Below are 26302 nucleotides of genomic sequence, written 5' to 3'. Positions count from 1 at the left end.
GGCTAGCTCGGCTTACTGCGCCAAAACCCGGCAATAGAATTTCCACTCTTCTTCCAACGCATGCGCCAGGTTCTGAGCCTGGCGGAACCCATGCCGCTCACCCGCATAGAAGTGCCCTTCAGCCTCGATACCGTTGGCCTGGAGCGCCGCCAGCATCGCGCGGGTCTGCTCTGGCACCACCACAGCATCAAGCTCACCCTGGAAGAAAATCACCGGCACCTTGATCTGCCCTGCATGCAGCAGCGGCGTGCGCTGGCGATAGCGTTCGGCATCCTGCTGCGGGTCGCCGATCAGCCAGTCCAGGTAATCCCCTTCGAACTTGTGGGTGGCACGGCCCAGGGCAACCGGGTCGCTGACCCCGTACAGGCTGGCGCCGGCGCGGAACACGTCATGGAACGCCAAGGCGCACAAGGTGGTGTAGCCACCGGCGCTACCGCCGCGGATAAACGCCTTGTGCTTGTCGACCAGGCCTTGAGCAGCCAGGTATTCGACCGCCGCGCAGGCATCGGCCACATCGCTCTCGCCCCAGCGCAGGTGCAATGCCTGGCGGTATTCCCGGCCATAGCCGGTGCTGCCCCGGTAGTTCAGGTCGGCCACGGCAAAGCCGCGTTGGGTCCAGTATTGGATGCGTGGGTCCAGCACGGGATAGCAGGCCGACGTCGGCCCGCCGTGGATGAACACCACCAGCGGTGCGGCGCCTTGCCCCTGCGCTGGCGGGTAAAAGAAACCATGGGCCTGCTCGCCGTCCCTGCCATAGTGGATCGACTGCGGCAGGCTGATCTGGGCTGCCGGCAGCACCTCGGCACCACCGGCCAGCACGCGTACCTCGTGGTTGCGGCGGTCGATGGCAATCACTGCCGGCGGGCTGATGGGCGAGGCGACAATGGCATACAGGTGCTCGCTGTCCATGGCCAGGCTGCGAAAGCGTGTGTAGGCACTGGCGTAACGCGCCATGCGGCCATCTTCAGCACGCAGCCCCAATTGCCCGAAGCCATCTTTGAACCAGCTGGCCAGGTAGCTTTGCGGCCCCAGCGCCAACCAGGTACAGGTGCCCAGTTGCCAAGGCGCAGCCGCGTGGTCCGCAGGCCCGGCAGGCAACGCCTGCCAGTGGCCATCGACTTCACCCCAGGGCTGCCAGAAGCCATTGCGGTCGGACAGGCAGTAGAGCCGGCCTTCGGCATCGAAGCGCGGCTGTTGCAGCGACTCATCATCGCTGGCCACGCACTGCGCGGGCCCCCAGTGGCCACTGCTGTCGCGTACGCGGCACATCAATCGGGTGAGGGTCCAGGGCTGCGCCGGGCGGTCCCATTCGACCCACGCCAGGCGCATGCCATCGGCACTCACCGTGGGTGAGGCGTAGAAATCGGCGCCCTCGGCGAGCACTTCGCGGCTGCTCTCAGCCAAAGCCACCAGGCGATGCTCCACCTGCTCGGCATGGCGTTCCTCGACGGCCAGCACCTGGCCATCGTGCCACTGCACATCGCCGTAGCGGCAGCTGGCATCCTGGGTAAGCGCACGCGGTGGCACATCGTCCAGCGGCTGGGTGTAGACCTGCTGGTCCTTTTCGTTGACGAACACCAGCCCGTCGCCACCCAGGCAAAAGCTGCCACCGCCGTACTCGTAGACCCGGCTGCGCACGCTGAAGCCATCCGGGGTCAGGCAGCGGGCCTGGTGGTACAGCCAGTGCCAGATACGGCAAGCACCGTCGGCGGGGCGAAATTCGACCCAGAACAGCCCGTCGGCACTGACCTTGAGTTCGGCGAAGTCGGTACCGGCGGCAACTGCCTGGGCCGCGCTGAATTCAGCCGCGGGCGATGACACGGGAGTTTCGATCATTGCGGAAGGTCATCTGTTCAATGGCGAGATGGGCGGTTTCCGCCTCCTCGCGGGCCTTGAGGATGATGCCGTGCTCGGCCGACTTGGCGCACACAGGGTCGGCGTTGCTGGCATCGCCGGTCAGCATGAAGGCCTGGCAGCGACAGCCGCCGAAGTCCTTTTCTTTTTCGTCACACGAGCGGCACGGTTCGCGCATCCACTCATAACCACGGAAGCGGTTGAAGCCAAACGACTCATACCAGATATGGTGCAGGTCGTGGTCGCGTACATTGGGGAACTGCACGGGCAGCTGACGGGCGCCGTGGCAGGGCAGCGCGGTGCCGTCCGGGGTAATGGTGAGGAACAGGTTGCCCCAGCCTTTCATGCAGGCCTTGGGGCGCTCTTCGTAGTAGTCCGGGGTGACGAAGATCAGCTTGCACGGGTTGCCCTCGGCCTTGAGCTTTTCCCGGTACTCGTTGGTGATGCGCTCGGCCCGCTCCAGTTGCTCGCGGGTTGGCAGCAGCCCCAGGCGATTGAGGTGCGCCCAGCCGTAGAACTGGCAGGTGGCAAGCTCGACGAAGTCGGCTTCCAGGGCAATGCACAGCTCGATGATGCGGTCGGTCTTGTCGATGTTGTGCCGATGGGTGACGAAGTTGAGCACCATCGGGTAGCCGTGGGCCTTTACGGCACGGGCCATCGCCAGCTTTTGCGCAAAGGCCTTCTTCGAGCCGGCCAGCAGGTTGTTGACCTGCTCGTCGCTGGCCTGGAAGCTGATCTGGATATGGTCCAGGCCGGCCTTCTTGAAATCGGCAATGCGCGCTTCGGTCAGGCCGATACCCGAGGTGATCAGGTTGGTGTAGTAACCCAGGCGGCGGGCTTCGCCTATCAGCTCGGCAAGGTCCTGGCGCACCAGCGGTTCACCGCCGGAAAAGCCGATTTGCGCGGCGCCCATTTCCCGCGCTTCGGCCATCACCTTGAACCACTGTTCGGTGCTCAGCTCCTGGCCCTGGGCGGCAAAGTCCAGCGGGTTGGAGCAGTACGGGCACTGCAGCGGGCAACGGTAGGTGAGCTCGGCCAGCAGCCACAGGGGCAGGCCGACCTCGGGCGTGGGCGGTACTTCAGGCGAGGACGATCCAGTGTTCGGCACGGGCCACCTCCATGAACTGCTCGATGTCTTCGGCTACTTCCGGGACATCGGGGAATTGCTGTTCGAGTTCACTGATGATTGCTGCCACGTCACGCTGGCCGTCGATCAGGCCACCGATCAGGCTGGCGCTTTCGTTGAGCTTGATCATGCCCTCGGGGTAAAGCAATACATGGCCCTTTTGCGCCGGCTCGTACTGGAAGCGGTAGCCAGGGCGCCAGTTCGGCACCTGCTTGCGATCAAGACTCATAGGGTGATCCCCTTGTGCCACACCCGGTCCTGGGTGACGGAGTGATAAGGCGGGCGGTTCAACTCGTAGGCCATGCTCATGGCGTCGAGCATGCTCCAGAGGATATCCAGCTTGAACTGCAGGATCTCCAGCATACGCTCCTGGCCCGCGCGGGTGGTGTAGTGCTGCAGGGTAATCGCCAGGCCGTGCTCCACGTCACGCCGGGCTTGGCCCAGGCGGGTGCGGAAGTACTCGTAGCCTGCCGGGTCGATCCACGGGTAGTGCTGCGGCCAGCTGTCCAGGCGCGACTGGTGGATTTGCGGGGCGAACAGCTCGGTCAGCGAGCTGCTGGCCGCTTCCTGCCAGCTGGCGCGGCGGGCGAAGTTGACGTAGGCGTCCACGGCAAAGCGTACGCCAGGCAGTACCAGTTCCTGGGAGCGCAACTGGTCCGGATCGAGGCCGACCGCCTGGCCAAGGCGCAGCCAGGCTTCGATGCCACCGTCCTCGCCGGGTGCGCCGTCGTGGTCGAGCAGGCGCTGGATCCACTCGCGGCGTACTTCGCGGTCCGGGCAGTTGGCCAGGATCGCGGCATCCTTCATCGGGATGTTGACCTGGTAGTAGAAGCGGTTGGCTACCCACCCCTGGATCTGCTCGCGGGTGGCGCGCCCCTGGTACATCGCCACGTGGTACGGGTGATGGATGTGGTAATAGGCGCCCTTGGCGCGCAGGGCCTGCTCGAATTCGGCAGGGGACATTGGCAGTGCGTCGCTCATTCGGCTGGCTCCTGTAAAGCTGAGTCTCGGCTCGATCCCTGTGGGAGCGGGTTTACCCGCGAACACCGGCGAAGCCGGTGCCATACACTGTGTTGGATTCTTCGCGGGTGAACCCGCTCCCACAGGGGGACTTTGTTGCTTGTGCGATCTGGGTGTTACAACTCGATGCTCATGCCATCAAAGGCAACTTCGACGCCCCGGCGCAGGACTTCGGCGCGCTCGGGTGAGTCTTCGTCGAGAATCGGGTTGGTGTTGTTGATGTGGATAAGTACCTTGCGCTGGCGCGGGAAGCCGTCGAGCACTTCCAGCATGCCGCCAGGGCCGTTCTGGGCCAGGTGACCCATCTCGCGGCCGGTGCGGGTGCCCACGCCACGGCGCTGCATTTCGTCGTCTTCCCACAGTGTGCCGTCCACCAGCAGGCAGTCGGCACCGTGCATCATCGCCAGCAGCTTTTCGTCTACCTGGCCCAGGCCCGGGGCATAGAACAGCTTGCCGCCGGTGCGGGTGTCTTCGACCATCAAACCCAGGTTATCGCCCGGGTGCGGGTCGAAGCGGTGCGGGGAGTAGGGCGGCGCGGCGCTGCGCAGCGGGAATGGGGTGAACTTGAGATTGGGGCAGGCGTCGATCACGAAGCTGCCTTCCAGCTCGATGCGGTTCCACTGCAGGCCACCGTTCCAGTGGCTGAGCATGTTGAACAGCGGGAAACCCGTGGTGAGGTCCTGTTGGACCATGTCGGTGCACCACACCTGGTGCGGGCAGCCCTCACGCAGGCTGAGCAGGCCGGTGGTGTGGTCGATCTGGCTGTCCAGCAGCACGATGGCGTTGATGCCGGTGTCGCGCAGCGCCCGGGCCGGCTGCATCGGCGCAAAGGCCTGGAGCTGGGCGCGGATGTCGGGCGAGGCATTGCACAGCACCCAGTGCACGCCGTCGTCGGACAGGGCGATGGACGATTGGGTGCGCGCCGTGGCCCGCAGGGTGCCGTCACGGTAGCCCTTGCAGTTGACGCAGTTGCAGTTCCACTGCGGGAACCCGCCACCGGCGGCGGAGCCGAGAACCTGGATGTACATGGCCACTCTCTATGCAGAAAACCGTGTCGTAAAAACGAAAACGCCCCGGCGGGCCGAGGCGTTGAGGCGCAAGCCTGGCTTAGCGGCTTGCGAAGTACATGGTGACTTCGAAACCGATACGCAGGTCAGTGTAAGCAGGTTTGGTCCACATGGAATTACTCCTTCCGAATGAGGGTTGGGTTGCTCAGCTACTACTTGGGTACCGCCATGGGCCGGCAGTTCCCTGAAACTGGGATTGCGCTATCTTACAAGAAAAATTTGTACCGAAAGGTTAATTATTCGAAAAGCGCCGTTGCAATTGGCGTAACAATCGGGAGGTTGTTCACTGCCATTCAAGGGATGGCGCGGCAGCGTTGGCCAAGCAGAGCCAAGGGCAATCCTTATCGAGCAGGGTGCCCAGCAGCTGGTCCAGATCCGTCTGCCGCGTCTTCAAGATAGCCTTGCGCAGCGCATCCAGCGTGCCGGGTTGTGTAGCCAGGTGTGTCTGCCATGCCCATTCGGCAACGTCGGCGTTAGCCATGGCGGGCTCGTCGAATTGCTCGGCCAAAGCCATGCGAGCGCCCGGATCCAGCGTGATGCCTTGCCTCAGCAGGGTGAGCAGGTGGTCGAGAATCTGCGCTTGGCGGGTATGTGGCGACTGCACCCCGAACAACAGGCCGCCGACACCCTCGACCTGACGAAAGGTACTGAACACCGCGTAGCCGAGTTGCAGCTCTACCCGCAGCCGTTGGTAAACCGGCCCTTGCAGCAATTGCGCAAGCACGCGGCCGCTGGCTTCGCTGGCCGCAGGGAGCGGGCAGAACAGCAACAGGGCGTGTTCACTGCCGGGTACTTCGGCGTGCTGCCAACGGTGGCTGGCCCATGTGGGCGGGGGGCCAGGCAACGAGCCTTGCCCAGGGCAGTGCTGCAACGCAGCCCCCAAGGCGGCCAAAGCAGCATCGTCGAAACCCGTGGCAAGGCCATGCCAGTGGGCGTGCTGCCAAAGGCTGTCGAGTTGCGACTGCGTCGGCATGCCGGCAGGCGCACTCGCGGGGTGGGCGCCCAATACCCCGTCGGGCAGTTGCTTGAGCAAAGCCCTGATGGGGATCAGTGGCGGTGGCGTCGCCGTGCTGGGCTGCCAGCAACTGGCTGCCGGCTTGAGCATCAGGGCCAAGGCCTGCTCCACTGCCCGAAGCACTGCTGCCGGTTGCCCGGCGCAGCGCAATTGCCAGTATTCGCCAACGGCACTGAACAACAGTTGCACCGACGCGCGTTCGCAGCGCTCCTGCAGTGGGGCGAGCGCCTGTTCCAGCACGCCCTGCAAGCGCTGGCGCAAGGGCGAAGGCACGTGCCAGCGCAGGTACAGCGCGGCGTACTGACGGGTACCAGGCAGCAGGTCGCTGGTCTTCAGGGCCGCCGGTGGAGGCTGCGCCGAGGCAATGGGCAAATCAGCCATGAGCAAGGGGTCGACGGGGGGCAGTTGCCATTGCCCATGCACGTGGCCCGGCAGGCCTTTCAGCAGTGCGCCCAGGGCCTGCAGACCTTGCGCATCCAGCTTGGCGAACGGCTGGCCCGTGCTGTCCCGGCGAGCCAGCTCAAGCGCGCCGACGCTGCGTTCGCGGCTGCGCTGCAGCAGGCCGAATGCGTGGTTCATCTGCTCAAGGTCGGCTTGGCGGATGAAGCTGAACCAACCTTGCAGCAGGGCATCTGCTGCGTCCGGGTTGGCGCTGGCGCTGAGCTGCAGGTCTATGTGCCAAAGTAACTGCCCGGCGAAGCTGTACAGCATCTCGGCCTTGAAGCTTTGCAGCCAGCCGCGTTGGCGCAGCGCATGCAGCCAGGTACCCGGGCGGTTGTCGCCCAGGCAACTGATCAGTAATTCCAGGGCCTGCTCGGCACCTGCCGGGAGCTTTTCATGGGTGAACACCAGGCGCGCGTTCGGTGGCGACAGTGGCGGCGGCAGCGTTTGTGGCGCCTGCGTGCCCGGTGCGAACAGGCTGGCATGCTGCCTGCCCAGCTGTTCCAGTTCATCCAGTGACTGTGGGCCACACAGGCTCAGGGTCATCTGGCCGCCCTGGTAATAGCGTTGGTGAAAACCTTCGAGGGCTTGCTGAAAGGCAGGATTCTTCAAGGCCAGGGTGTGCCGGTTACCGGCGTGAAAAGCCCCTAGCGGATGGCCCGGCGACACCGATTGCAGCAAGGCGAACTGTTGCTGAGCCTGCGGGTTGCGCGACCAGGCGATGAACTCGGCGTGGATCACTTCGCGTTCGCGGCGTTGGCGCTCGATGCCCAGGTCCGGTTCGGCCAGCATCTGGCACAGGCGCTCAAGGCCCCCGGCCAAGGCATTGGTCGGCACTTCGAAGAAAAAATCGGTGGCGCGTTCCCGGGTGCTGGCGTTGACCTGGCCACCGAGGGCCTGGACGTAGCGCATCAGGCCGTCGTTCAGGGGGAACCGCGCGGTGCCGAGGAAGAAAAGGTGTTCGAGGAAGTGGGCCAGGCCGGGCCACCCGACGGGAGCGTCATGGCTGCCCGCGTGCACCCGCAATGCGGCGGCCGAGCGCTTCAGGCGCGGAGCGTGGCGCAGGGTCAGCTGCAGGCCGTTGGCGAGGGTGAGGTGGCGGGTGGCGTCAGGCATGGAAACTCCGGTTAGGTGTTCATGCTAACCCATTTGCATGAGCAGGCCCGACCTCTTCGCGGGCGCGCCCGCTCCCACAGGTATGGTGTCGCTTGCAGACTGACACCAATCCTGTGGGAGCGGGCATGCCCGCGAATGGGACGTCAGCTTTTACGCAGGTGCAGTTGCTGGCGCAGGTCTGTCAGGTAAGGAAATGCCTCCCGCCCCTGCACCACCCGTTCATGCTCCAGCTCCGCCAGCAGCAGGCATTCATCCCGCCCACCCATGGCCAGCAGGCTGCCATCCGGGCCTATGATGCTGCTCTGCCCGCAATACTGGATCTCGTCTTCCGAGCCGCAATAATTGGCATACACCAGGTAGCACTGGTTTTCCTGCGCCCGCGCCCTCACGGTCACCTGGCAGACGAAGTCGTACGGGGCCATGTTCGCCGTTGGCACCAGGATCAGTTCGGCACCACCCAGCGCCAGGCGTCGGGCGTTCTCCGGGAACTCGATGTCGTAACAGATCAGCAGGCCGACTTTCCAACCGTCCAGTTCCACCACCGGGAAGTGGTCTGGCCCCGCGCTGAACATCGCGCGGTCCAGCTCGCCGAACAGGTGGGTCTTGCGGTAGTTGCTCAGGCTGCGCCCGTGCGCGTCGATCAACTGCACACTGTTGTAGATCGCCCCATCATCACCACGCTCGGGGTAGCCATAGACGATCGCGATGCGGTGCGCCTGGGCTATTTCCACCACGTCCATCGCCGCCGGGCCATCGTCGGCTTCGGCCAGCCGCTCGACCTGGGCCAGGCCGATGTTGTAGCCGGTCAGGAACATTTCCGGGCACACCAGCAGCTGAGCGCCGCGTTCGGCTGCCAGCTGCGCCTGGTGGCGCAGCCGTTGCAGGTTGCCGGGCACGTCCAATGGCTGGGGGGCGCCCTGGAACAGAGCAATGCGCATGGTGCCTCCTTGTGTCAGTCTGCCAGGGCGATCGGGCCGATCTCGTCAAACACATCTCCCGGGCCGGGGTTGTCCGGGTGGGTCTGGCCACCGAAGTGGTTCATGATACCCCACACCGCATTCAGCGACGTCTGCACCGCGCCTTCCACCCACGCCGGGGTCCACGACACGTCGTCACCGGCAATGAACATGCCGCGCTGCTCGGCAGGCATGTCCTGCTGCATGAAGTGCGCGTACATGCGCTGGTTATAGCGGTAGTGGCCCGGCAGTGCGCCCTTGAAGGCGCCGAGGAAGTGCGGGTCGGCCTCCCAGGAAATGGTGATCGGGTCGCCGATGATGTGCCCGGCGATATCGGTCTTGGGGTAGATCTTCTTCAGCGCATCCAGGGCCAGCTGCACACGCTTTTCCACCGGGTGCGGCAGCATCTTGAGCGCGTCGCTCATCCAGGCGTAGGACAGGCAGATCACCCCCGGCTTGTCGTCGCCGTTGTCGAACAGGTAGGTGCCGCGGGTGAGGCGGTCGGTGAGGGTCATGCTCATCAGGTCGCGGCCGGTTTGCGGATCCTTGTCCTTCCAGAACGGCCGGTCGACCATGACGAATGTCTTCGACGACTGCATGTAGCGGGTGCGGTCCAGGGCCATCCACATTTTCTGCGAGAACAGCGATTCCTCGCAGTCGATCTGGGTGGTCAGCAGCCAGGTCTGGCAGGTGGCGAGCACGGCGCCGTAGTGCCGGGTGTCGCCCCAGTTGTCGGTGACCGCCAGGCGGCCATCGGCGGCACGGGCAATGCGCTTGACCCCGGTGCGCGGCGCGCCGCCGTGCAGGCCGCTCAGGCTTGTGCCCTCCGGCCAGTGGGCGCAGCGCTCCGGCACATGGCGCCAGATACCTTGCGGCACCTGCTCCACACCGCCTACGACCAGGTGCTGGTGGTCGTCGCAGTTGGTCATCACCACGCGGAAGATTTCCAGCATCGAGTTGGGGAAGTCCGAGTCCCAACCGCCGGTGCCAAAACCGACCTGGCCGAACACTTCGCGGTGCTGGAAGCTCAGTTTGGCGAACGAGCGCGAGGTGGCCACGAAGTCGTAGAAGGTGCGGTCGTCCCACAGCGGCACCAGCTTGTTCCACAACTCCTTGAGCCGCGGTACATCCCGGTCGCGGATGGCTTGCTGGATGTCGGCGAACTGGGCGCCACTTTCCAGGGCATCGGCCCAGGCGTCGGCCACTTCGTGGAACAGCCTGGGCAGGTCGGAGGTTTTTTCCGCGTAGTAGGTCTGGCCTTCCAGGTCGATCACCGTACTGCCCGAGGCCGGGGTCAGCGGGTTGGGGAAGGGCTTGGTCTCCAGGCCCAGCTTGTCCACGTAGTGGTAGAAGGCAGTGGATGACACCGGGAAGCGCATGCCACCAAGTTCGGCGATGATCCCGTCGGTGCCGTTGAAGGCTTGCGAACGCAGCCGGCCACCCAGCTTGGACGCCTCGTACACCACCGGCTTCAAGCCCAGCTTCATCAGCTCGTAAGCCGCCACCAGTCCGGCGATACCGGCACCCACGATGGCCACTTCTTCACCATGGCGGTCTGCTGGAATGCTGCCCAGGCCTGCGGGGTGTTCCAGCCAGTCGTCGAAGGCGAAGGGGAAGTCCGGGCCAAAGATGGTGATGGGCTGCTTGCCGTCGGCGGGGTGGCGGTTTTTCTTGTTCATGAAGTGACCTTGCCAGAGAGGCTGCGCAGGGAGCGGAGCCTGAGTATAGGAGATGCCTGGCGGTCATTTTAGGGAGTAGGGCGTTCGTAATTAAGGTTCAGAGTGGTGTCTGAATGTAGCTTATGTCGTCATATTTACTAGTAGAAGATCAATTATGACGAGTAAGGGCAGAGGTGCCACGTGTTCCAATCAGATTGGCTGACCGCGATCCACCTTGCTGCTGAGAATGATCGACGTGGTGGTTTTCTCCACCCCGTCAACACTGCCGATCTGGTCGAGCAGCTGGTCCAGTTGCTCGGGCGAGTCTGTACGCAGCCAGGCCACATAGTCGAATTCGCCGCTCACCGCACACAGCTGCTGCACCTGGCCCATGGCACTCAGGCGCCGTACCACTTCCTTCCCGGAGCGCGGCTGCACCTTGATCCCCACGTACGCTTGCAGCCCGCCACCTATCACACTCTGACCCAAGCGCACGCCATAGCCTGAGATGACCTTGTTCTTCTCCAGCCGTTCCAGGCGCGAGTTCACGGTGGTGCGGGCGATGCCCAGCTGGCGTGCGAGGGTGGCGACGCTTTCGCGGGCGTTGATTTGCAGCAGGGCGATCAGCTGGCGATCGATTTCATCCAGCGTGATGGAGCGGGAATCCGACATGGCGAGTCTCTACGGTTGGCCCGCTAGCCTAGCCAGCGAGTGCCAATCAGGGCAAGGCCGGGCACAGCTGACCAATCCGACGCGCTCCTACAACGACTGCGCTGGCCTGGTGGCTGTGCCTTCGGCATGATGAAGCGCTAGTCCACCGGAAACCTCAGTGTGAACCTCGACCACCTGCTCGAATGTTGGCGACTGGAAGTCTCTAACAAAAAAGGGCCCACACGCCGTACCAGCCTTCTGTTCAACCTGCTGCGCCGTGTACGCAAGGACAACAAGCTGCGCTTTCTGTTTGCCTTTCGCCTGGCCCAGTACCTCGACGCCCGCGGCGGCCTGCTCCGGCGTCACGCCCAGCGCATGCAACAGCGGCTCAACCTCAAGTACGCGGTGGACATCGACATCGGCGCACAGATCGCGCCCGGCCTGCGCATCGCGCACCTGCCGGGGGTGGTGATCACCCGGTACGTGAGCATCGGGCGCAATTTCTTTGTTCGGCAGAACTGCTCGATCGGCATCAAGACCCTCGGGTTGACGGAATACGCGCTGCGCATTGGCGACAATGTGAGCATGGGCGCCAACAGCTGCATCGTCGCCGACCGCATCGACATCGGTGACGACGTGGTGATTGGCGCCATGTCGCTGGTTACGCGGGATATTCCGGCGGGCATGACCTTCTACAACCCGCGGCAGGTCGAGATGCGGCCAGTCAGAACGTCATCTTGATCTGCAAACCAGCCGCTAGCGCATTGCCCCTTTGCTTGCCAAAGAACGCCCCTGGCTCGATGTAGTACTGAAGGTCCGGGCGCAGCAGTAGCCACGGTGTTACTTGCGCACCGTAGTTGAGTTCCAGCACTTGCTCGCCGCTATCTAAGCCGGCAACGACGGTAAAGTCTTCTGTGGATGCTGCAGCAGCTTCCTGGGCATCCCGCGTCCGCGGGTTGATGACGGCGCGGCCATAGCCGAAGGAAATGGAGTCATGCGGGCGGCTGGCAAACGGCTTCTGTTTGACCAGACCCAGCGAGTACCAGCGGCGCATTGGCGATGTCGCGGCATTACTGGTGGCTGCTTGCCCGAACAACCTCAGGACACTCGCCGGGTCCTGCTCATTACGCCAGATCGCCTGGTCGACCAGCAGGTAAGCACCGGTGCGACTGCTGCTTTTATCAGTGCCGCCAATCTTGGGGTAGTCGGACGTGTCGTAGTACCAGCCAACTTTATACTGGCCATCAAGGAATGCGCGGTTATTGAAGATCGCCTCCAGTGGCAGGATAGCGCCGGTTGTGCCGTTGCTGGGCATGGCGAACGCTTTGGAGACGCGAGCGTTGTAATCCGGGTTTACCTGGAACAGAGCCGTTTGCAGCGTCAGCGCTGGGTTGACGTCATAGCGCAACTCGCCACCCCAGTGTGCTGTCGGGTAGTTGCCCCAGCCACTGCCGCTGGACATGGTAAGCGGATGGGCACAAAAACCGGCACTGACAAAGTTTGCCAGGATCGGCATGCCGCCGAAATCGGTACCCATGACCATGTAGCCGACTTTGGCGGACAGGTCTGGCGAAAACAGATTGCGTTGGTAACTCAGTTCAGTCAGCCGAGTGTATTCGCCCCCGTAGATTTCTTGCGCGGACATGCGATTGCCAATCAGGTCTTCCGTGGCGCTATGGCCGCGGCGATCGTTGATCAGCACTTGCACGCGCCCGGCATCTGGAATGTCGAGCAGTTTGCTCAAGTCAAACTGCGCGCCCAAACGTATCTGTTGGGCATAGCGGGTACCGCGCTTGATACCGCCATGCAGGTTGGAAAGGGTTTCCGAGGTGTAGTCGCCCGTCAGCTTTATGCCCTGGTCTGCCAGCTTCTGGCGCTGCCCGCCCCAGTTGCCGGTGAGTGTAGGTTGGGTCATCAGGTTGGCAGTATCGGCCAGTGCGCAGGACACAGGCAGAAGGCAGAGAGACAAACCGCTGCACAGGCTGCTGGTCAGCGCGGCGCGGAAGGGTAATGACATTTTGGGCGGGCTCCCTTGCTTGAGAAATGGTTGAGCAGTTCAGGCATTTGCGTGATGGGGCATTGGCAGAAAAAAATCCCCGCGAGCGGGGATTTTTCGTCATGCAACGAGCCGTTACGGCTTGATGCTGTCAGGCAGGGCGTAGGCGATGATGTAATCGCCCACATCTGGCGAATGGCTCATGCCGCCCGCAGAGATCACCACATACTGCTTGCCGGTCGCGGGGGACTTGTAGATCAGCGGTGCTGCTACGGCACCTACTGGCAAGCGGGCCTTCCACACTTCTTTGCCGGTGGCCGAATCGAGGGCGCGCAGGTAGTAATCCTGGGTGCCAGCGAAGAACACCAGGCCCGATGCAGTCGATGTTGGGCCGCCAAGTGTCGGCATACCCAGCGGGATTTGCATGTGGGTCTTGATCCCAAGGGGCCCGGTATCCTCAACCGTGCCCAGTGGCACCTGCCACACCAGCTTCTGGGTATTGAGGTCAATGGCGCTCATGCTGCCAAAGGGTGGCGTATTGCAAGGCACGCCCAGCGGAGACTGGAGGATGTCGATTTTCACACCGCCGTAGATACCCGCGACCTGTGGGCGGATAGTGCCCATGAAGCCAGGTACTTCATCGGTCGACACTTTGTATTTGCGGGTGTTTTCCTTGGTCACCAACGACATGCGCAGCGGCATGCGCATGTCGTTGACGAACATCATGCCGGTGTTTTCATCAATCGAAATGCCACCCCAGTTCATGCCACCCAACAGCCCGGGCCATTCGATGTACGGCTTTTCAGTAGGCGGCGTGAACGGGCCGACGTACACCGAGTCCTTGAACATGATGCGGCAGTAGAGCTGGTCGAACGTGGATACGCCCCACATAGACTGTTCGGTCAGCGGATCTGCGCCAATCACTGGCATGCCAGCCGAATAAGGTTGGGTCGGTGACAAGTGTTCACCTTCTGCAGCCGGTGAAGTCGGAACAGGGCGCTCCTGCACTTCAGTGACTGGCTCGCCAGTGCGGCGGTCCAGCACGAAGATATGGCCGGTCTTGGTGGTCTGGATCAGGACCGGGGTCTTCACCCCTTGTGCGTTCTTCATCTCGTAAAGCACGGGTTGCGAAGGCAGGTCATAGTCCCAGACATCATGATGGACAGTCTGGTAAACCCACTTAGCCTTACCTGTCGAAGCGTCTACCGCGACAATGGCTGTACCGAACTTTTCTTTCACCTGGTTACGGTCGCCGCCCCAATAGTCAGGAGGGCCATTACCGGTGGGCAGGTAGACCAGGTTCAGTTCTTTGTCGTAGGTGGGAATGGTCCATACGTTTGGTGTTTCAAGCGCGAACTGATGGTCAGCCGCCGCTGTGTCCGCGCCATCGGGGGCACCGACATCCCAGGCCCATACCAGCGCGCCGGTCAGCACATCGAATGCGCGCACGGCACCGGAAGGCTCGCCGGCAACGATGTCACGCACCCAACCACCCACCACCGTGAGGTGGCCCATGACTACAGGCAGAGAGGTAGGGTGGTAGCGCTTGCTGTTTTCCGTTGGCCCCATGCCTTTCTTGAGGTCGACGTAACCGGCCTCGCCGAAGTTGGGGCACAGGGCGCCGGTGTGTGCATCCAGGGCAAACAGCCGGGCATCGACCGACGACACAAGGATGCGCTGGCGGCATTGCTGCTCGCTGGCGTGAGAGGCTTTTACCTCGGCGCTCAGGCTGTCGTCGCTATCGATGTCGTAATAGCCCACGCCACGGCAAGTAACGTGCTCTGCGCTTTTGGCGTGAGGGTCGAACTTCCAGAGGGGTTTGCCGCTATCGCCATCAAGCGCAGTGATCAGGTTTTCCGGTGTGCACGAGTACAGGACGTTGCCGATCTGCAAAGGCGTGTTCTCGTCGACACCAGCACCAGCACCGGTGGTTCTGCGGCCGGTGCGGTAGGTCCAGGCAACTTGCAGGTCCTTCACGTTTTCCGGGGTGATTTGGGTGTAGGGGGCAAAGCGGGTCCCCGAGGCGTTACGCCCGAAGAACTCCCAGTTTTCCGGGGCTGTGGGCATTGCGTCCGCGTTTGGCTGGCTGACTGCTGCAATCGGGTTCGAAATGCCGCCATGCGGGAAGAAGGCGGCGACGAACGTAGCGATCAATGCCAGAAACACGGCAAAGCCGCAGCGATTGGCAGCTCGGCGTGTGCCCGAAGCGGTGTTGGGCAGTGCACCACCCACCCACAGGCTCAGGGTCAGGATGATGGCTGGAACGACCAGGCGGGGCAGCAGTTGCCAATAGCTGAACTGGCCCACCTCGTAAAATGCCCAGGCGCAGGTAGCAAGGAATATCAGGATGGAAATTACAATACTGATGCGCTTGCGCAGGAATACCAGTACGGCCAGCACGGCGTAGGCAAGTCCCGCTAGCAAGTAGTAACTTGAACCGCCCAGTGCCAGAAGTTTGGAGCCGCCGTAAATCAATGCCACCGCTACACCCATTACAAGTAGCGAAAAAAGCAGTCGCGCGGCATTGCTTAACGAGCGCCTCCCGGCGTTGGAATAATTGTCATCCGTCATAGTTGTGTAAGCTCAGTTGGTGAGTACATGGCTGTTCCCTCAGGGTGCGAGCAAGCAGGCCAGGAAGTGGGCCGTTTTCAGTTGTTGCGGGTGGTGCGTACTAGAACGCGGTGCACGGTTGCGCCAAAGGCAAAGTTCGCCATGGACGTCAGTGCGATAGAAGGCATGCCAATGATCCTGGCTGCAGGTAAGCACGGTGGTGTTCCGTGGTGGGTTAAAACAAAGTTTGACGAGGCGTTCGATACCCGGTGCCGGGTAGAGCATGTTGGCGTTGTTTTTAGTTTAAAGCGCTGTACGGACCGGATAAATCAAGCAGGCTGGAAAAGAGTATTTTTGAATTGGTAACAATTTGTGTGGGCCGCTGCTGTTGCCCTCGGCGCGCGGATGCCGGAATGGATTTTCGCCAAGCTGCCTCACCGCCCGTTTTTGCAGGGAGCACTTAGTGAGAGTGGCGTGGTCTTGGAGAGCCCTGTAGGGAAGACGCGAGAACGAAAAAGCCGCGCATTTGCGCGGCTTTCGTATTTGGTGGGCCCACACGGACTTGAACCGTGGACCAAAGGATTATGAGTCCTCTGCTCTAACCAACTGAGCTATAGGCCCTCAGTAAGTGGCCGGATTATAACGAGGGTTTCGCACCTGTGCCATCTGAAAGATCCGATAGTGCTATGCGAAGAAACGTTGCCGCGAACTCGCCTGGTGGCAGCGGCAGGCTGACGATGTAGCCCTGGATCTGCTCGCAGCCCTCGGCCGCCAGGAAGCGTTGCTGAGCCTGGTTTTCCACGCCCTCGGCAATGATGGTCAGTTGCATGCTGCGGCCCAGGGCAATGATCGCACGGGCGATGGCGGCGTCGTGGGGGTCGTCCGGCAGGCCGCGGATGAACGACTTGTCGATCTTGAGAATGTCCAGCGGCAGGCGCTTGAGATAGCTCAGCGATGAATAGCCGGTGCCGAAGTCGTCGATAGCCAGTTGCACGCCCAGTTTTTTCAACTGGTACAGCACGGCCAGGGCTTCTTCAGCCTGGCTCATGATGAAGTTTTCGGTGATCTCCAGCTGCAGGTCACCCGCCTTGAGCTGGTAGTGCTTGAGCAACTGTTCGATGCGCCGGGCCAGGTGAGGCTGGCGTAGCTGGGCGCCGGCGAGGTTGATCGACAATGGGCCGAAGGGCTGGTAGTGCTGCTTCCAGGCCTGCATTTGCCGGCAGGCTTGTTCCAGTACCCAGTCGCCAAGCTGGAGGATGGTGCCGTTCTCCTCCGCAAGGTGGATAAAGTGCTCCGGAGGCACTTCACCAAAGGTTGGGTGGCTCCAGCGGATCAGCGCCTCGGCGCCGACCAGGCTCTGCGTCTTGAGGCTGAGCTTGGGCTGGAAGCACAGGCTCATTTCGTTGCGTTCCACGGCACGGCGCAGCTCGTGCTCCAGGGCGATGCGCTCGCTGGCCTGGGCGGTCAGGTCGCGGGTGTAGGCTTCGACGCGGTTGCGGCCTTTGGCTTTGGAGCGGTACATGGCAGCGTCGGCGTTGCGGATCAGCGTAGCCACGTCGGTGCCGTCCTGCGGATACAGGCTGATGCCGATGCTGGCGCTGGTGAAGAACTCGTGTTCACCGGCCTGGAACGGTGCGACGAAGCAGGCCAGCAGCTTGTTGGCGATGGTGCTGGCATCACTGGGCTTGTGCAGGCCGGGCAGCAGGATGATGAACTCGTCGCCGCCCAGGCGGGCCACGGTGTCGACGTCCCGCACCTGTTCTTTCAGGCGCTGGGCAATGCCTTTGAGCAGCAGGTCGCCGACCGGGTGGCCGAGGCTGTCGTTGATGTGCTTGAAGCGGTCGAGGTCAAGGAACAGCACCGCGCCCTGGCGGTTGGACACCTGAGCGCAAGTGAGCACGGCCTGCAGGCGGTTCTCGAACAAGGCACGGTTGGGCAGGCCGGTCAGCGGGTCGTGGTGGGCCTGGTAGTCGAGCTTGGCCTGGGCGTGCTTGAGGCTGGAAATGTCGGCGAACACGGCAACGAAGTGGGTGATCTCGCGTTCGCTGTTGCGCACGGCACTGATGGTCAGCCAGCCGGGGTACAGTTCGCCGTTCTTGCGCTTGTTGTAGATCTCGCCTTGCCAGTGGCCCTCGGCGGTAAGCTGGTGCCACATGGCGGCATAGAAGGCGCTGTCGTGCTGGCCGGAGGCAAGCAGGCGCGGGGTCTGGCCGAGGGCTTCGATCTCGCTGTAGCCGGTGATTTCGCTGAAGGCGCGGTTGACGGCACTGATGCGTTGGTCGATGTCGGTGATCAGCACGCCTTCGGCGGTGTTCTCGAACACGGTGGCGGCCAGCTGCAGTTTTTCCTGCATCAGGTGGCGCTCGGTGATGTCGCGGGCGATGGTCAGCATGCAATCGATGCCACCAATTGGCAGAGGCCTGGCGGACAGCTCGCACAGGCGGATCTGCCCGTCGCTGCGGCGGATGTGGCAAGTGAAGTCTCGCACGAAGCCGTCGCGGTTGAGCTGGTCGACCATGCGTTTGCGTTCGTTGAGGTCGACCCAGATACCCAGATCCAGCGAGGTCTGGTCGATGGTCGGGTTGAGGTCGTAGCCGGTCAGGCGGCAGAAGCCTTCGTTCACCTCAAGCAGCAAACCGTCGCTCTGGCGCGACAGCAGCAGGCCGTCGGGCGAGGCGTGGAAGGCCTTGGCGAACTTTTCTTCCGAAGTTTGCAGCTGCTGCTGGGTCTCCTTGAGCTGGCTGATGTCGCGTACTGCCACTACCAGTGCGGGGGTGCCGTCCAGCTCGAAGGTTTCGGCCGAAGTCAGGCCAGTAAAGAGTTGGCCGTTGCTGCGGCGGAAGCTCATTTCCAGGTTACGGATGCCGCCCTGGTGCAGGCGCTCGAGCAGCGGCGGGCCGGAGCCTTCGACGCCCCACAGGTTGAGGTCGGTGGCGCTGCGGCCAAGCACCTGGTCCGGGGTCATGCCAATCTGCTCTTCGAAGGCTTCGTTCACCTCCAGCAGGCAGCCGTCGCTGTGGCGGGCAATCAGCAGTATGTCGGGGCACTGCTGGAATACCGAGGCAAACTTTTGCTCGGAAAGGCGCAGGGCGTCCTCGGTACGCTTGGTTTCGCTGATGTCGATCATCAGCCCGCGCATTACGGGCTGGTGCCCGTGTTCGATCATGCTGACGATGTTGCGTATCCACAGTGGCTGGCCGTCGGCGCGTATTACCCGATAGTCCAGGCTATGGTCGCGTCCGGCTGCGGTTTCGCTGTCGCAGTAGGCCTGGGCCCAGAGGGCGTCCTCCGGGTGCAGGATGCTGCGCCAGAAGCCCGGCCTGAGCCAGTCGCTCAGCGGGTAGCCAAGCAGGTCTTCGGCATGTGGGGAGACGTAGCTGTAGGTGAAGTCGTTGGCATCGGCTTCCCAGGCGATGGCGGACAGGCTCTCGACCAGGCCGCGGTAGTGGTACTCGCTGCTGCGCAGCTCCTGCTCCAGGGCGATACGCCGGGAAATTTCCGAGCTGAGCCGACGGTTGATACGGATCACCACGGCCAGCACGGCCATCAGCAACAGTACCGTTGGCAGGCCATACACCAGCAGGTCGGACCAGAACATCCGTTGGTCGACCACATTACCCACCCAACGCTGTTGGATCTGGCTGATTTCGCTGCTGCTCATGTCGGCCATCACTTTGTCGAGAATGCCGACCAGCACGTTCTTGTCGCGGGGAACGGCCATCGCCAGCTGGTAGCGGTAAGGCGTTTCGCCGCTGACGTAAAGGCCGTCGAGCTTGAGTTGGCGCAGGCTCCAGATACTGGACGCCAGATCACCGACCACGGCGTCTACCTGGTCGGTGGCCAGGGCCTGCAGCGTGGAGCTGACGTTGGGCATGGCCACCAGGTTGAGGTCCGGGTGGTGGGTACGCAGCAGTTCATGCGGCGCGTAGTTCTCGACTACGGCGATTTTCAGCCCGTACAGGTCATCCAGCTTGCGTGGTTGTGCGCCGCCTTTGTGGGCAAGGATGACAATGGGGAAGTCGAGGTACGGACGGGTGAAGGCCAGGTAGCCCTGGCGTTCGGGGGTGGACATGATGCCGGGCAGCAGGTCGATGTGGCTTTCGCGCGCCTGCGCCAGCACCTCGGTCCAGCTGCTGGGTTCGACCGGTTTGAGCGTCACGCCAAGGCGTTGCTGGATCGCAGCGATGTAATCGGCGGCCAATCCCTGGTACCGGCCCTCCTGGTCGCGAAACTCGAACGGTGGCCAAGAGGCGTCTACGCCCAGGCTCAGCTGCGGGTGGGCAGCCAACCAGGCTTTTTCCTCGTCTGTCAGGGTCAGGGCGCCGGCCGTCGTGTTCCACAAAACCAGGAGCAGCAACAGAATGGCCGGCATAAGTGGCATAGCAGCCTCGCATTCTTGGGGTCTGACGTCGAGTGTAGACGGGCATTGCGCAAGCGTGGGGGAAGCGAGATACGTGTAGGAGCAGTCTTTTGCTGCGAAAGGGCCGGTATGGGCCCAGGTGTTCGGTGGCCCGTATGGCCTCTTCGCAGCACAAGGCTGCTCCTACAGGGACCGCGAGTGTTTCAAAAGGCAGAAAAGAAAAACCCCGGCCTGGGCCGGGGTTCGTCATCACTCGTCGAGGAAGGAGCGCAGATGCTCGCTGCGAGTCGGGTGGCGCAGTTTGCGCAACGCCTTGGCTTCGATCTGACGGATCCGCTCACGCGTTACGTCAAACTGCTTGCCCACCTCTTCGAGGGTGTGGTCGGTGTTCATGTCGATACCGAAACGCATGCGTAGCACCTTGGCTTCGCGTGCAGTCAGGCCCGAGAGCACGTCACGGGTGGCTTCCTTGAGGCTTTCGACCGTGGCCACATCAATCGGGGACTGCATGGTCGAGTCCTCGATGAAGTCGCCCAGGTGCGAATCTTCGTCGTCACCGATCGGGGTTTCCATGGAGATCGGCTCTTTGGCGATCTTCAGTACCTTGCGGATCTTGTCCTCAGGCATTTCCATGCGCTCGCCCAGCTCTTCCGGGGTCGGTTCGCGACCCATTTCCTGCAGCATCTGGCGGGAAATACGGTTGAGCTTGTTGATCGTCTCGATCATGTGCACCGGAATACGGATGGTGCGTGCCTGGTCGGCGATCGAACGGGTGATCGCCTGACGGATCCACCAGGTGGCGTAGGTCGAGAACTTGTAGCCGCGACGGTATTCGAACTTGTCCACCGCTTTCATCAAGCCGATGTTGCCTTCCTGGATCAGGTCGAGGAACTGCAGGCCACGGTTGGTGTACTTCTTGGCGATGGAGATCACCAGACGCAGGTTCGCCTCGACCATTTCTTTCTTGGCGCGACGGGCCTTGGCTTCACCGATCGACATGCGACGGTTGATGTCCTTGATCTCGGCAACGGTCAGGCCGGTTTCGGTCTCAAGGTCGATCAGCTTCTGCTGGCAAGCAACGATGGCGGCGTCCTTTTCACCCAGGGCGGCAGCCCATTTGGTGTTGCGCTTGGCCAGGTCACCGCTCCAGGTCTGGTCGGTTTCGTTGCTCGGGAACATGCGCAGGAAGTCGGCACGCGGCATGCGGGCATCACGCACACACAGCTGCATGATGGCGCGTTCTTGCTGACGCAGACGGTTCAGTGCATCGCGAACGCGCTCTACCAGCACCTCGAACTGCTTGGGTACCAGCTTGATGGGCATGAACAGGTCGGCAAGGGCTTGCAGGGCCTCGATGCTTTCCTTGTGGGCACGACCGTTCTTCTTCACGACCTTGACGGTCGCCTGAAGCTGGTCGGATACCGCGCCGAAACGCTGGGCCGCAACTACCGGGTCCGGACCGCTCTCGGTCTCTTCCTCGTCGTCACTGCCTTCGGACTCTTCCTCTTCGTCGTCGGACTCTTCCTTCGCGGCTGCGGCCTTGGCGCCAGGAATCGGCACCTCTTCGGTCGGCGCGGCGATGTTGTCGTCAGGGTCGATGTAACCGCTGAGCACGTCGGACAGACGGCCACCCTCGGTGGTGACGCGGTCATATTCGCCGAGAATGTAATCGACAGTACCCGGGAAATGAGCGATGGCGCCCATCACCTCACGGATGCCTTCCTCGATACGCTTGGCGATTTCGATTTCGCCTTCGCGGGTCAGAAGCTCGACGGTACCCATTTCGCGCATGTACATGCGCACCGGGTCGGTCGTGCGGCCGATATCGGTTTCAACTGCCGCCAACGCAGCAGCGGCTTCTTCGGCCGCGGCTTCGTCGGTGTCGGCTTCCGCCAACAGAAGGGCATCCGCATCCGGAGCACTCTCGAATACGTTGATCCCCATGTCGTTGATCATGCGGATGATGTCTTCCACCTGTTCAGGATCTGAAATATCCTCAGGCAGGTGGTCGTTGACCTCCGCGTAAGTCAGGTAGCCCTGCTCACGACCGCGGGTGATCAACTCTTTGATACGAGACTGCTGTTGCGCTTTTCCGGACATAACACCCTATCCACTGAAGGTCTTGGCGGGCAAAAAACAAGCCGAGGATTATACCCGAGCATGGGCCTCACGCGCCAGATGAGGTCGGCGTTTGTGCGGGAACATTCCGGCTCAGCAGGGCGAGGAGCTGGGTTTTTTCCTCGCTGGTCAATTCACTTTGACGTGATTTCCTGAGCAGTTGTTCCAGGCTGCGCTCGCGTTGGCGGGCGGACAAGCTAGTTATAGTGTCGAAAAACTGTTGTTCAAGGTTGTCGGCCACGATCAGCCATTCCTTTTCGGCCAGGGCCCGCAGCAGGCGGCCCTGTTCGGTGCCATGCCAACGTGCGATCAGTTGCATTGAGCTTAGCCCAGGATTTTTCTGTGCGGCTTCGATCAATGCCACCAACAGCTGGCTGTACAGGTGTTCTTCGTCGGCAAAGTGGCTGGCATCTTCTACTTTGCCGGCCAGCAACGGGTGGTGCAGCAGGGTGCGCAGGGCGGCGAGGGTGGGCGGTTCGACCGGCGCTGGTACACGCGGTGGCGCTTCGTCCCGTTGCTGCCAGGGCTTGCCGCCCTTGCGGTTCTTGTCCCAGGGTTTGTCGCTCCACTGCTTTTTGCCACCGCCCTTGTTCGGCTTCCACGCCTGTTCCTGCTGAACGGGGGCGAAGTCGTGCTGCGGCATGTCGCCGTAGTCAGGGGTGTAGCTGGCCATGGCGTCGTAGTCGTAGCCAGGGTCGTAGTCGGGCACGCTACTGGCTGGCGGAGCTTGTTGCGCCAGTTGCTCGACCTGTTGCGGGTCCAGGCCGGTGATTTCCTTCAGGCGGTTGCGCATCAGTTGGCGCAGGTTGGCACCGGGGATTTTTTCGATCAACGGTGCGGCCAGGGTCGCCATGTGCGCCTTGCCTTCCAGTGATCGCGGGTCGGCTTCCACGCCCAGTTGCTCGAAGAAGTAATCGGCCAGCGGCTGCGCGTGCTGATTGATGCGGGCCCTGAAGGCATCGGTGCCTTCGGCGCGCACCAGGCTGTCCGGGTCTTCGCCTTCGGGCAGGAACAGGAAACGCGCACGGCGGCCGTCCTGCAGGTTGGGCAGCGTCGATTCCAGCGCACGCCAGGCGGCCTTGCGCCCGGCCTGGTCGCCGTCGAAGCAGAACAGCACGCTGGGCACTACCCGGAACAGGCGCTTGAGGTGCTCTTCGCTGGTGGCGGTGCCAAGGGTAGCCACGGCATTGCGCAGGCCCTGTTGAGCCAGGGCGATGACGTCCATGTAGCCCTCGACGACGATGATTTCGTCGAGGTTGCGGTTGTGCTTGCGCGCTTCGTACAACCCGTACAGTTCCTGGCCCTTGTGGAACACCGGGGTTTCCGGGGAGTTCAGGTACTTGGGCTTGTCATCGCCCAGGACCCGGCCGCCGAAGGCGATGATGCGCCCGCGGCTGTCGCGGATGGGGAACATTACCCGGTCGCGGAAACGGTCGTAGCGCTTGCCGCTTTCGGCGTTCTCGATCAGCAGGCCGGCATCGATCATCACCTTTTGCTGCAGGGTGTCGGCGCCCAGGTGCTTGAGCAGGTTGTCCCAGCCGGGCGGGGCGAAACCCAGGCAGAAATCGCGGGCGATCTCCCCGGACAGGCCACGGCCCTTGAGGTAGTCCACTGCGGCCTTGCGGGTCGGGTGGCTGCGCAGCGCCTGGCGATAGAACTCCGAGGCAGCATCCAGCAGCGGGTACAGCGGCGAGTCTGTTGGCTGGCGAGGCTTCTGGTCGCGGCGGCCTTGCTCGCGGGGCACTTCCATGCCAGCGGCGCGGGCCAGTTCTTCGACAGCCTGGGGGAAGTCCAGGTTGTCGTGGTCCATGACGAAGCCCAGGGCGTTGCCGCCGGCACCGCAGCCGAAGCAGTAGTAGAACTGCTTGTCGGGGCTGACTGTGAAGGAAGGGGTCTTCTCCTTGTGGAACGGGCAGCAGGCTGAGTAGTTTTTGCCGGTTTTTTTCAGCTGGACGCGCGAACTCACCACGTCGACGATGTCGAGGCGGTTGATCAGGTCGTCAATGAAACTCTGGGGAATCAGCCCGGCCATGGCAGTCTCGTCATCTGGCAACTGGCAAGTCTAATCGCTCGCGCGCCGAATGGGGCAGGTGATGCTTGGGGAAGTGCGAGGGAATGTGTGCTCGTCGCCAGCCCCTAAGGGCCCGTCAGTCGGACGTGCACGTCTGGTCATACAGCAAGAAAGACCAGCTCTGACGTTTCAGGCAGGTTGCCCCTGTGCACTTCGCGTGAAGCTTGTGCGGGGCCTTGAGCTAGCTGCTCAAGTTTGAAACAACCGCTGCCATCACCCGGCGGTTAGCCGGGCAGGGCAGAAGCTTTGCGTAGAACGTCTGTATTAGTACAGACGAACGGCGCGGCGCTGTTCGCGCTGTACTTTCTTGGCGTGACGCTTAACAGCAGCAGCTGCTTTGCGCTTACGCTCGGCGGTCGGCTTCTCGTAAAACTCGCGGCTACGAACTTCAGCCAGTACACCGGCTTTTTCGCAGGAGCGCTTGAAACGACGCAGAGCTACGTCGAAGGGTTCGTTCTCTTTAACTTTGACGGCTGGCATCCAGGGCTACCTTAATTCATTACCGGGGTAGACGTGCTCCTGGCAAAACAAAGGTGTGCTGGAGAACGTCGGTTTTCAAGGGTTGCGGATGTTAACCCTTAGCAAGCCGGAATGCAAAGCCTCTGATCGAAAACCGCTGGTCGGCATCCGACACGGGGACTATCATGCGCGCCTTCGAATTCAGCCCCCACAAGGGACGAACCCATGCTAGTACTGGGATTGGAAACATCCTGCGACGAAACTGGCGTCGCATTATACGACAGTGAGCGCGGCTTGTTGGCCGACGCACTGTTCAGCCAGATCGACCTGCACCGCGTGTTTGGCGGGGTGGTGCCCGAGCTTGCCTCGCGTGACCACGTGAAGCGCATGTTGCCGCTCATCCGCCAGGTGCTGGACGAGGCCGGTTGCGTCGCCACCGAGATCGACGCCATAGCCTACACCGCGGGTCCTGGCCTGGTCGGCGCATTGCTGGTGGGCGCCTCCTGCGCCCAGGCGCTTGCCTTTGCCTGGGACATTCCGGCGATTGGCGTGCACCACATGGAAGGCCACTTGCTGGCGCCCATGCTGGAAGAAAACCCACCTGAGTTTCCGTTCGTCGCTTTGTTGGTTTCAGGCGGACACACCCAGCTGGTACGCGTCGATGGCATCGGTCAATACGAATTGCTGGGCGAGAGCCTGGACGATGCCGCCGGCGAAGCGTTCGACAAGACCGCCAAGCTGATCGGCCTCAACTACCCCGGCGGCCCGGAAATCGCGCGCCTGGCCGAGCAGGGCGCACCTGGGCGCTTCGTGTTCCCGCGGCCGATGACCGACCGCCCGGGCCTGGAATTCAGCTTCAGTGGCCTCAAGACCTTCGCCCTCAACACCTGGCAGCAATGCAAGAACGCTGGCGACGACAGTGAGCAAACCCGTTGCGACCTGTCCCTGGCATTCCAGCAGGCGGTGGTGGAGACTCTGACCATCAAGTGCAAGCGGGCGCTCAAGCAGACCGGCCTCAAGCGCCTGGTCATCGCGGGTGGTGTGAGTGCCAATAAGGCTTTGCGCGCGTCCCTCGAAGACATGCTCGCCAGCATCAAGGGCAACGTGTACTACGCGCGCCCGCAGTTCTGTACCGACAACGGCGCAATGATCGCCTACGCCGGTTGCCAGCGCCTGCTGGCGGGGCAGCACCAGGACCTGGCGATCAGCGTGCAGGCACGCTGGCCGATGGAGCAGTTGCCGCCGCTGTAACGTGTGAAGCCCAAAGCTCAGAAGTGCCGTTCGCGCCCGGCGACCAGGTCGCGCAGGTTTTTGCGGTGGCGCCATACGATCATCACGGTCAGTACGGTGATCGGCAGCAGGGCTTCGGGCTCGCGCCAGGCCAGCAATGGCAAGGTCAGCGGCGTGGCAATCAGCGCCGCCAGCGAGCTGGTGCGGGTGAGGTAGAACGTCAGCAGCCAGGCGCCGATGGCCAGCAGCGCGGCCGGGAAATACAGGCCCATGAGCATGCCGGCAGCCGTCGCCACGCCCTTGCCGCCCTTGAAGCGGAAGTACAGGGGGAACAGGTGGCCCAGCACCGCGCATACGCCCACCCAGGCCTGCGCTTGCAGGTCCAGCCCGGCAAAGCGGGCGAGCAATACCGGCAAAAGGCCCTTGCACAGGTCGCCAAGCAGGGTCAGGATCGCCATTTTGCGGCCTGCCAGGCGTAGCATGTTGGTGGCGCCGGCATTGCCTGAGCCGCTGGAACGCGGGTCCGGGCTGCCCGAAATGCGGCTGAGGAGAATGGCGAAGGACAGCGAGCCGAGCAGGTAGGCGAACAACGCCAGTAACCAAAACATGCTAAC

19 protein-coding genes and 1 tRNA gene are annotated in these 26302 nt (G+C 62.5%); 2 read left to right on the top strand and 18 right to left on the bottom strand.

The window, feature by feature from the left end; genetic code table 11:
- Nucleotides 1-12 precede the first annotated feature (12 nt).
- The 10 genes from ABI582_RS10055 to ABI582_RS10010 form a co-directional block, all read right to left on the bottom strand.
- A complete protein-coding gene (locus tag ABI582_RS10055; protein ID WP_442119091.1) occupies nucleotides 13-1836 on the bottom strand; it encodes a prolyl oligopeptidase family serine peptidase in 1824 nt (607 codons plus the stop codon).
- Nucleotides 1802-2962 (bottom strand): pyrroloquinoline quinone biosynthesis protein PqqE, encoded by a 1161-nt coding sequence (pqqE, locus tag ABI582_RS10050; protein WP_442119090.1) that lies wholly within the window; start codon nucleotides 2960-2962, stop codon nucleotides 1802-1804. The genes ABI582_RS10055 and pqqE overlap by 35 nt, the downstream gene beginning before the upstream one ends.
- Nucleotides 2934-3209 (bottom strand): pyrroloquinoline quinone biosynthesis peptide chaperone PqqD, encoded by a 276-nt coding sequence (gene pqqD, locus ABI582_RS10045; RefSeq protein WP_338745867.1) that lies wholly within the window; start codon nucleotides 3207-3209, stop codon nucleotides 2934-2936. Before pqqD ends, pqqE begins: the two co-directional genes overlap by 29 nt.
- Nucleotides 3206-3961, bottom strand: a complete 756-nt coding sequence (gene pqqC / locus ABI582_RS10040) for a pyrroloquinoline-quinone synthase PqqC (protein ID WP_012270176.1) — start codon at nucleotides 3959-3961, stop codon at nucleotides 3206-3208. Before pqqC ends, pqqD begins: the two co-directional genes overlap by 4 nt.
- Before the next feature lie 155 nt (nucleotides 3962-4116).
- Nucleotides 4117-5028, bottom strand: coding sequence for a pyrroloquinoline quinone biosynthesis protein PqqB (gene pqqB, locus ABI582_RS10035; protein ID WP_442119089.1), 912 nt, complete (start codon nucleotides 5026-5028; stop codon nucleotides 4117-4119).
- Between the two features lie 79 nt (nucleotides 5029-5107).
- Nucleotides 5108-5179, bottom strand: coding sequence for a pyrroloquinoline quinone precursor peptide PqqA (gene pqqA, locus ABI582_RS10030; RefSeq protein WP_008365141.1), 72 nt, complete (start codon nucleotides 5177-5179; stop codon nucleotides 5108-5110).
- 171 nt (nucleotides 5180-5350) lie between these two features.
- On the bottom strand, nucleotides 5351-7639 hold the full coding sequence (gene pqqF, locus ABI582_RS10025) for a pyrroloquinoline quinone biosynthesis protein PqqF (RefSeq protein ID WP_442119088.1): 2289 nt from the start codon (nucleotides 7637-7639) through the stop codon (nucleotides 5351-5353).
- A gap of 143 nt (nucleotides 7640-7782) precedes the next feature.
- Entirely contained in the window at nucleotides 7783-8577 is a 795-nt protein-coding gene (locus ABI582_RS10020; RefSeq protein WP_442119087.1) for a carbon-nitrogen hydrolase family protein, read from the bottom strand.
- 14 nt (nucleotides 8578-8591) lie between these two features.
- Nucleotides 8592-10274 (bottom strand): flavin monoamine oxidase family protein, encoded by a 1683-nt coding sequence (locus tag ABI582_RS10015; protein WP_442119086.1) that lies wholly within the window; start codon nucleotides 10272-10274, stop codon nucleotides 8592-8594.
- A 189-nt stretch (nucleotides 10275-10463) separates the two neighbouring features.
- Complete coding sequence (locus ABI582_RS10010; RefSeq protein WP_019471265.1) at nucleotides 10464-10925, bottom strand: Lrp/AsnC family transcriptional regulator; 462 nt, start codon at nucleotides 10923-10925, stop codon at nucleotides 10464-10466.
- A 159-nt stretch (nucleotides 10926-11084) separates the two neighbouring features.
- On the opposite strand from ABI582_RS10010, the gene ABI582_RS10005 reads away from it, so the two are divergent.
- Nucleotides 11085-11645 carry a serine acetyltransferase gene (locus tag ABI582_RS10005; protein ID WP_338745872.1) on the top strand — a complete coding sequence of 187 codons (561 nt, stop codon included), beginning with the start codon at nucleotides 11085-11087 and terminating at the stop codon, nucleotides 11643-11645.
- Here the strand turns inward: ABI582_RS10005 and ABI582_RS10000 are convergent.
- From ABI582_RS10000 to rpsU, 7 genes are all read right to left on the bottom strand, one after another.
- Nucleotides 11629-12921, bottom strand: a complete 1293-nt coding sequence (locus ABI582_RS10000; protein WP_442119085.1) for a carbohydrate porin — start codon at nucleotides 12919-12921, stop codon at nucleotides 11629-11631. The two genes, ABI582_RS10005 and ABI582_RS10000, sit on opposite strands and share 17 nt — an antisense overlap.
- A 114-nt stretch (nucleotides 12922-13035) precedes the next feature.
- Nucleotides 13036-15393 carry a membrane-bound PQQ-dependent dehydrogenase, glucose/quinate/shikimate family gene (locus ABI582_RS09995; protein ID WP_442119084.1) on the bottom strand — a complete coding sequence of 786 codons (2358 nt, stop codon included), beginning with the start codon at nucleotides 15391-15393 and terminating at the stop codon, nucleotides 13036-13038.
- 601 nt (nucleotides 15394-15994) lie between these two features.
- A tRNA-Ile gene (locus ABI582_RS09990) sits at nucleotides 15995-16071 on the bottom strand.
- A 16-nt stretch (nucleotides 16072-16087) separates the two neighbouring features.
- Nucleotides 16088-19831, bottom strand: a complete 3744-nt coding sequence (locus tag ABI582_RS09985; RefSeq protein WP_442119083.1) for an EAL domain-containing protein — start codon at nucleotides 19829-19831, stop codon at nucleotides 16088-16090.
- A gap of 228 nt (nucleotides 19832-20059) precedes the next feature.
- Complete coding sequence (gene rpoD, locus ABI582_RS09980) at nucleotides 20060-21910, bottom strand: RNA polymerase sigma factor RpoD (protein WP_368976529.1); 1851 nt, start codon at nucleotides 21908-21910, stop codon at nucleotides 20060-20062.
- Nucleotides 21911-21977: 67 nt separating this feature from the next.
- Nucleotides 21978-23960 (bottom strand): DNA primase, encoded by a 1983-nt coding sequence (gene dnaG, locus ABI582_RS09975; protein WP_019471278.1) that lies wholly within the window; start codon nucleotides 23958-23960, stop codon nucleotides 21978-21980.
- Nucleotides 23961-24263: 303 nt separating this feature from the next.
- The gene (rpsU, locus tag ABI582_RS09970; RefSeq protein ID WP_003255575.1) at nucleotides 24264-24479 is read right to left on the bottom strand and encodes a 30S ribosomal protein S21; all 216 of its coding nucleotides are present in this window, start codon (nucleotides 24477-24479) and stop codon (nucleotides 24264-24266) included.
- 204 nt (nucleotides 24480-24683) lie between these two features.
- Here rpsU and tsaD point away from each other — a divergent pair, with 204 nt between their 5' ends.
- Entirely contained in the window at nucleotides 24684-25709 is a 1026-nt protein-coding gene (gene tsaD, locus ABI582_RS09965; RefSeq protein WP_442119082.1) for a tRNA (adenosine(37)-N6)-threonylcarbamoyltransferase complex transferase subunit TsaD, read from the top strand.
- Nucleotides 25710-25726: 17 nt separating this feature from the next.
- Here tsaD and plsY read toward each other — a convergent pair whose 3' ends face one another.
- Complete coding sequence (gene plsY / locus ABI582_RS09960) at nucleotides 25727-26296, bottom strand: glycerol-3-phosphate 1-O-acyltransferase PlsY (protein WP_442119081.1); 570 nt, start codon at nucleotides 26294-26296, stop codon at nucleotides 25727-25729.
- Nucleotides 26297-26302 lie beyond the last annotated feature (6 nt).

The organism is Pseudomonas sp. SAS7 (assembly GCF_052112345.1).
Classification (GTDB): Bacteria; Pseudomonadota; Gammaproteobacteria; order Pseudomonadales; family Pseudomonadaceae; genus Aquipseudomonas; species Aquipseudomonas putida_Q.
This window is presented reverse-complemented; position numbering and strand designations above follow the sequence as displayed.

Bases quoted from the DNA above. Each gene is read 5' to 3' on its own strand.
- ABI582_RS10055 (WP_442119091.1), bottom strand. From the start codon at position 1,836: ATGATCGAAACTCCCGTGTCATCGCCCGCGGCTGAATTCAGCGCGGCC.
- pqqD (WP_338745867.1), bottom strand. From the start codon at position 3,209: ATGAGTCTTGATCGCAAGCAGGTGCCGAACTGGCGCCCTGGCTACCGC.
- pqqC (WP_012270176.1), bottom strand. From the start codon at position 3,961: ATGAGCGACGCACTGCCAATGTCCCCTGCCGAATTCGAGCAGGCCCTG.
- pqqB (WP_442119089.1), bottom strand. From the start codon at position 5,028: ATGTACATCCAGGTTCTCGGCTCCGCCGCCGGTGGCGGGTTCCCGCAG.
- pqqF (WP_442119088.1), bottom strand. From the start codon at position 7,639: ATGCCTGACGCCACCCGCCACCTCACCCTCGCCAACGGCCTGCAGCTG.
- ABI582_RS10020 (WP_442119087.1), bottom strand. From the start codon at position 8,577: ATGCGCATTGCTCTGTTCCAGGGCGCCCCCCAGCCATTGGACGTGCCC.
- ABI582_RS10015 (WP_442119086.1), bottom strand. From the start codon at position 10,274: ATGAACAAGAAAAACCGCCACCCCGCCGACGGCAAGCAGCCCATCACC.
- ABI582_RS10010 (WP_019471265.1), bottom strand. From the start codon at position 10,925: ATGTCGGATTCCCGCTCCATCACGCTGGATGAAATCGATCGCCAGCTG.
- ABI582_RS10000 (WP_442119085.1), bottom strand. From the start codon at position 12,921: ATGTCATTACCCTTCCGCGCCGCGCTGACCAGCAGCCTGTGCAGCGGT.
- ABI582_RS09995 (WP_442119084.1), bottom strand. From the start codon at position 15,393: ATGGGTGTAGCGGTGGCATTGATTTACGGCGGCTCCAAACTTCTGGCA.
- ABI582_RS09985 (WP_442119083.1), bottom strand. From the start codon at position 19,831: ATGCCACTTATGCCGGCCATTCTGTTGCTGCTCCTGGTTTTGTGGAAC.
- rpoD (WP_368976529.1), bottom strand. From the start codon at position 21,910: ATGTCCGGAAAAGCGCAACAGCAGTCTCGTATCAAAGAGTTGATCACC.
- dnaG (WP_019471278.1), bottom strand. From the start codon at position 23,960: ATGGCCGGGCTGATTCCCCAGAGTTTCATTGACGACCTGATCAACCGC.
- rpsU (WP_003255575.1), bottom strand. From the start codon at position 24,479: ATGCCAGCCGTCAAAGTTAAAGAGAACGAACCCTTCGACGTAGCTCTG.
- tsaD (WP_442119082.1), top strand. From the start codon at position 24,684: ATGCTAGTACTGGGATTGGAAACATCCTGCGACGAAACTGGCGTCGCA.
- plsY (WP_442119081.1), bottom strand. From the start codon at position 26,296: ATGTTTTGGTTACTGGCGTTGTTCGCCTACCTGCTCGGCTCGCTGTCC.